Source organism: Candidatus Poribacteria bacterium, assembly GCA_026702755.1.
In the GTDB taxonomy this organism is placed as follows: Bacteria; Poribacteria; WGA-4E; order WGA-4E; family WGA-3G; genus WGA-3G.
In genome coordinates, this window is record JAPPBX010000115.1 from 87,248 (window position 1) to 93,529 (window position 6,282).

General features: G+C 47.5%; 5 protein-coding genes and 1 pseudogene. 4 read left to right on the top strand and 2 right to left on the bottom strand.

All coding sequences use genetic code 11. The features are described from left to right. The first annotated feature begins 175 nt into the window (after positions 1 to 175). Together OXH39_23060 and OXH39_23065 are read left to right on the top strand one after the other, a co-directional pair. The gene (locus OXH39_23060; protein ID MCY3553352.1) at positions 176 to 799 is read left to right on the top strand and encodes a DUF1080 domain-containing protein; all 624 of its coding nucleotides are present in this window, start codon (positions 176 to 178) and stop codon (positions 797 to 799) included. Between the two features lie 189 nt (positions 800 to 988). After that, positions 989 to 1,933 carry an aldo/keto reductase gene (locus OXH39_23065; GenBank protein MCY3553353.1) on the top strand — a complete coding sequence of 315 codons (945 nt, stop codon included), beginning with the start codon at positions 989 to 991 and terminating at the stop codon, positions 1,931 to 1,933. Between the two features lie 174 nt (positions 1,934 to 2,107). Here the strand turns inward: OXH39_23065 and mutY are convergent, their stop codons facing one another. Continuing rightward, entirely contained in the window at positions 2,108 to 3,244 is a 1,137-nt protein-coding gene (gene mutY, locus OXH39_23070) for an A/G-specific adenine glycosylase (GenBank protein ID MCY3553354.1), read from the bottom strand. A 334-nt stretch (positions 3,245 to 3,578) separates the two neighbouring features. After that, positions 3,579 to 4,301, bottom strand: a complete 723-nt coding sequence (locus OXH39_23075) for an SUMF1/EgtB/PvdO family nonheme iron enzyme (GenBank protein MCY3553355.1) — start codon at positions 4,299 to 4,301, stop codon at positions 3,579 to 3,581. Positions 4,302 to 4,494: 193 nt separating this feature from the next. Here OXH39_23075 and OXH39_23080 point away from each other — a divergent pair. Continuing rightward, positions 4,495 to 4,713 (top strand): annotated as a pseudogene (locus OXH39_23080) (hypothetical protein). A gap of 239 nt (positions 4,714 to 4,952) precedes the next feature. After that, positions 4,953 to 5,861 (top strand): HNH endonuclease, encoded by a 909-nt coding sequence (locus OXH39_23085; protein ID MCY3553356.1) that lies wholly within the window; start codon positions 4,953 to 4,955, stop codon positions 5,859 to 5,861. Positions 5,862 to 6,282: the final 421 nt, after the last annotated feature.

The window sequence follows — 6,282 nt, forward strand, 5'->3', positions numbered from 1 at the left end:
GGAAACCGCACCTACCGGGCTTGGTAGTGAGGATTCAATCAAAAAACGGAGAATTGAATGCCTCTGGTCCAAAATATCTGATCGCTTGACAAAAAAATGGATTTCGCTAAAATAGTGCAGGATTGTAATTCTCACTATACCATTTGCGCATGCTTAGCATACGAAAGGAAAACTCATGACACAAACACCACCAGAATCGGCAGTTGTTCTCTTTGACGGCACAGACCTCAGCAACTGGACAAGCCTCGATGGCAGCGAACCGGGTTGGGAAGTCGAAGACGACGCAATGCTCGTCATCCCACGTACCGGCGACATAATAAGCAAAGAAACCTTTACGGATCACTTCGTCCATATCGAATTTAGGTGTCCCGATATGCCTGAAGCCTCCGGACAGGCAAAAGGCAACAGCGGCGTATTCCTCCAAGGTAGATATGAAGTTCAGGTTTTGGATTCCTACGGTATCGATGTCCCCGGCATGGGCGACTGCGGCGCAATTTACAACCAGTTCGCACCGCTCGTCAACGCTTGTAAACCACCCCTCGAATGGCAGTCTTACGATATTACCTTCCGCGCACCGCGTTTCAACGACGCAGGTGAGATGTCTGAAGGACCCCGCATCACTGTGATTCAGAACGGTTTGGTCATCATCAATAACGCGCAGCTCGCTAGTACAACAGGCGGTAGCGTGGGTGAGGCTGCCGAGCCAGGACCACTCCGTTTGCAAGATCACGGCAACGATGTCAGGTATCGGAACGTCTGGGCAGTTGCACTTCCACTTGAAGGCTCGGATCAGTATTAGAGGAATAGTGGTCAGTTGTCAGGACTCAGTTGTCAGTTAAGAGGTTTTGAGAGTATCCCAACTCTCTTTCTCTCACTGCGAGGCAAACAGAACGGTTTTTCGCAGAAAAACCGTTCTGATAACTGATAACTGAAAGATTTTTCGCAGAAAAATCGTACTGAAAACTGATAACTCACAGAGAGGAATTTTATGGAAACCAATCAAGATCTACCTACAATTCCGAGACGACGATTGGGAAGGACGGAATTGAGTATCCCTGTGGTTCCGTTCGGTACGCAGGGGTTCGGAAATAACTTTGGCTTCGTTTCTGATGAAGAGGCTGTCGCACTCATCAAACACTCGGTGTCGATCGGTGTGAACCATTTTGATTGTGCGCGCTGTTATGGGGATTCCATGCGGAAACTCGGTCTGGCGATGAAGGAGATTCCGCGTGAGGATGTCATCATTACCGGACGGCTCTGTTGCCACTCCGCAGCAGAGTGGGGTGGCTACGGACAGGGTAGACCCGATTACTCCGCCGACCGCGCAATCGCTGACCTTGAAGACCAACTCCAACTTCTCAACGTAGACTACTTCGACGGCATGCTCATCCACGACCCCGGCGAGATCGATCCGACACTTGAAAAGGGTGGTACACTTGACGGCTTGCTCCAGTGTAAAGCGCGTGGACTCGTGAATCACGTCGGATATGGCATGCGTCAGCACGATTTCCACCTCAAGGCGATGGCAACGGGTGATGTAGACCTCATCTTGTGCTTCAACGATTACAACCTCGTCCGGCAGACCGCCGCTGATGAGCTCCTCCCTGCCGCTGCTGAAGCGGACATCGGGGTTATGAACGGTTGGTCGATCCTACGCGGTATCCTCACAGGTGTCGATATCGATGCTGAGATTGAACGTGGACGCTGGAAAAAGGAAGGTGATGTTGCTGCAGCATACCCAATTTGGGAATGGTGCGTTGAAGAGGGCATAAGTTTGCTTCAACTTGCACTCCAGTTCTGTCTGAAAGAAGAGCGGATTCAAGGTAATAACATCGGGAGTCTCAATGTTGAGCAGCTTGAGGCAAATGTCCGTGCCGCCAGTACACCTTTACCCGATGAGGTATGGGAGAAATATGAGGCGCGGTTTGGATAATTAGTTGTCAGTTATCAGGAGTTGTGCGATTGACACACGAAAACTTTTGCGCACAGAGTGTTGATAGAAACCAATATGTCTGAAGCAGGATTTGCAGGATTCAAGGATTCTCAGGATTAGAGAGACGCTGTGGTTGACGCTTGTCGTTTACAGAATTACTGAACTTTTTTTAATTCATGAAATCCCCTTAACCGATTGCTGATGGAAACCGACTGCTGACTGCCGACTGCTATTCATCAACTCATCCAAAAACTTATGCGTCACACGCGGGAGCGGATAATCCCGTAGTGCTATAACCTCAATCCACTTCGCGTCTCGCGGTCCATTCAGAACGACCTCACCTGCTTGGTAGTCGCATTCAAAGACATCTACGACGACCTTGAAATGGGTGTAGGCGTGCCTGACACGGGTGAGATACCGCACGTTGATGACAGAGAGGTTGACGACATCGGCAATATGACGAATGCAAGCGGTTTCGGCGGTTTCACTATCGGCGAGCTGTCCACCCGGAAACTCCCAAAGTCCACCGAGCAGACCGTCCAGCTGCCGTTGCGTGATTAAAACCTCACCTGTCCTATAGATAACCCCAACAGCGATGTGATGTTCGGGAACCGGTTTCGTCTCCCGTCGCTTCGGAAATTCGGCTTGATACCCAGTGTGGAACGCCTCGCAAAAGGAATTCACGGGACAGACAAGACAGACTGGCGATTGTGGACGACACATCGTTGCCCCCAACTCCATCACCGCCTGATTGAAAACCCCCGGTACGTTCCGATCCAAAAGTGCGTCCGCTTTCGCCTGAAACAACTTCGCTGACTTCGCGTCGTTGATCGGTGCGTCCATCAGAAACAGGCGCGCCAGCACGCGTTTGATGTTCCCGTCTACAGCGGCATACGGTGCACCAAAAGCGATGCTCTGCACCGCTGCTGCACTATAATCCCCGACACCGGGCAACTTCCGAAAGGTTGCATAGTCCTGTGGCACCTTCCCATCCAGTTCGTTGACAATAACCTGTGCCGCCTTGTGGAGATTCCGTGCCCTCGCATAATACCCTAAGCCTTCCCATACCTTCAGCACATCTTGTAGCGGTGCGACCGCCAAACGCTGCACATCTGGAAAACGTTCGATGAATGTTTCATAGTATCCCACAACCTTTTTGACCTGCGTCTGTTGGAGCATCACCTCGGAGACCCAAATCCGGTAGGGATCGTCCGTGTTCCGCCACGGCATGTCGCGCTGGTATTTCTTGAACCACGCGACCAATGCATCTCGGAAATCTTGGTAGTGTTCGGGTAAGGGTTTTTTGTGCATATTTATTCGTCTGAATTGTTGCTTGTCTGAAGCGGGATTTACAGGATTTTTAGATTTGCAGGATTATTGGCGCTGGCTGATGGTTGATGGTTAATTCGTCTGAATCGCGGATTGTCGCGGATTACGCGGATTTTGGGTATCCTTACTTTTGGCATCTTCGTCTGAAGCAGGATTTACAGGATTCAAAGATTTTCAGGATTAGAATGTCTGTGTCTTTTACACATCTGGTAAAAAATGAACTCATCTTAGAGGTTTGCACCAATTCATCTTTCTGACAACTGACAACTGATAACTGGCAACTGGCAACTGGCAACTGGTAATTGATAACTGACAACTATTCCACATCCATGGCAATCCGGAAGCCGACGCTATGAATCGCCTGTATCGGTTCATACGCTGCACGGTTGGCGCAGCGTGCGGCGAACTCACCGCGTGCGATCCATGAACCGCCACGAATCACTTTCCGCCGTCCTTCACTTGCACCCAACGGATTCTCCGCTGGCGAGTATTTATATGTCTCCATGTGAAACCAGTCGGAACACCAATCGTAGGCGTTGCCTGCCATATCGTAGCATCCGTAAGGACTCACACCGGACGGATAACTCCCGACAGGTATCAGCTGCTTGTTTCCTGATTCCGATGTGTTTGCCCTACTTGCATCCCATATATCTCCCCAGGGATACTCGCGGGCATCGGTACCGCGTGCTGCTTTCTCCCACTCAGCCTCCGTCGGTAAGCGATATTCGGCGTTTTCAAGTGAACCGAGCCACTCCAAAAAATATGTCGCATCCTGCCAACTCACACCGACGACTGGGAAATCGGGCGCGTTGAGATGTGCTTCTGTCCAGAACAGCGGTTGTGGATGTCCCGTCGCCTCTACAAATCGGGCGTATTGCGCGTTCGTGACCTGATACGTGCCGATGGCGTAAGCATCGAGTTGGACACTGCGTTGCGGTTCTTCTGGATCGGTCTTCCGCATGCCGGTCGGAATCGTTCCCATCGTGAACTCACCAGCGGGGATATGGATTAGTGGGTAATCAAGCGTTTCGATGTGCATGTAGGCGCGTTCGTCCTCCGATACAGCGTTACAATAACAGTGTTAGTATAGCACATCACTACCCTTCGTTTCAATTCCTTCTGTAGGTGCGATACGCATTGACGACTGAATACTTATGATTGGAAACTGAACACTTCTGAACAACTAACAAAATACCTTTGATTTTTTCCGAACCTATGATATACTTTGAAATATGCTTTGTGTGCCATATATTGACGATAAAACAAGAATACACGATGAACTCCGTTCAGCGTATGATCTGAGAAACTTGCGAGTGCGGAAGTTCGGTCCTGCGCGTAAGCAGTTCGGTAACTTCGTCAAGTTAGAACCTGATGTCGCCGCAGTATTTCCAGACGATGTTACTGTTAACAAGGCACTGCGATGCCTGATCCAAGACTCCAAAGAAAACAGAAATACGCATTCTTATCGCTTACCAATGAAGACTTTAGACTCAGTGTCCAAGCATCTTGATAATTCTATTGTCAAGTTAGAACCTGATGTTGCTGAGGCGTTTCCAGATGCTGCTTCTGTGAATGAGGCACTACGATTCTTGATTCAAGTCGCCAAAGAAAATAGTGCGGCACCATCTTGCATAAACGAAGGCACTTAACATCTGATATCAACTCGAATCATTCCTCAAGACGAAAGAACATGAATATGACGCGAGAAGACATTATCAAGAAATTCCAGAAATTGAATCCATGGAAACGAGGTGAAGAAAGGGCAGTACACAAGCCGCTTCTTGTATTGTATGCGATGGGGAAATTGTTGGGCGGTGAAGATTGTACAGGTAGATTCACATCATACGTAGATATAGAAACACATCTCCCAGACTTACTACGGGAATTTGGACCGTGGCGTGAGAAATATAATCCAGCAGACCCGTTTTGGCGTTTGCAAAATGACGAAGTTTGGGAGGTTACTAATGCCGATAAAATCTATGTTCACCAAGGTAATGCCTCTATAACGGATCTGAGGGAATATGAAACATCTGGTGGTTTTCCAGAAGAAATCGCCGATCAGCTTCAAAATGATTTCGGTTTAACTTTTGAAATAATAGGTCGCTTATTAGCCTCGCATTTTCCGGTCACATATCATGAAGACATTTTACAAGCCGTTGGAATTGAATTATCCTTCAGGATACCTAATCAACCGCGTGACCCCAAGTTCCGACAGAATATTCTGGAAGCCTATAACTACAGATGTGCGATTTGTGGTTTTAACGTGAAATTACGCGATCGTCCCGTAGCATTGGAAGCAGCACATATCAAATGGCGTATGGCAGAAGGTCCTGATAAAGAAGGAAACGGCCTTGCTTTGTGTTCACTACACCATAAACTCTTTGATCGAGGTGCTTTTACATTGTCTAACCAATTGGAAGTACGCGTCTCGGAGCATGTTGATAAAACATCAGTAGGTTTTGAGGAATGGTTAAAGCAATTCGATGGTCGAGAAATTAACTTTTCACCACGGGAACAAATTTATTATCCTAACGAAGATTTTACAGAATGGCACCTAAAAGAGGTGTTTAAAGGGAATTATAACGAATCATCATGGTAACGTTTCAATCCGGATTAATCCTGTATAATTAACATAAATACAACAGGAACCAATGAAGACCAACTTTTACCATTACAAAATAGCAAGGGAGACGTAAGCAGAAAAATCCTACTAGATCACAATCCGTCTGGTGGGTTTCACGAATGCATTACTGAACAACTTCAAAGCGATGATACATTGTCCCGCGAAATAATCCACTATGTCCTAGATAAATACTTTCCTGTAAGATGGCATAGGGCATTTTGCAGGCTATTGGTTCTGAAATCCCTAATATCCCTTAACACCAAATAGTATACTACATCACTTTAAGCATAGGAACGTTTTATAATGAATAATTCTGGATTACAAAGTGTTATTGATGAAGGACTAGTAGTCTGTCACAATTATCTTGATAGTTGATCTAAAATCTGGTATCCTTAGG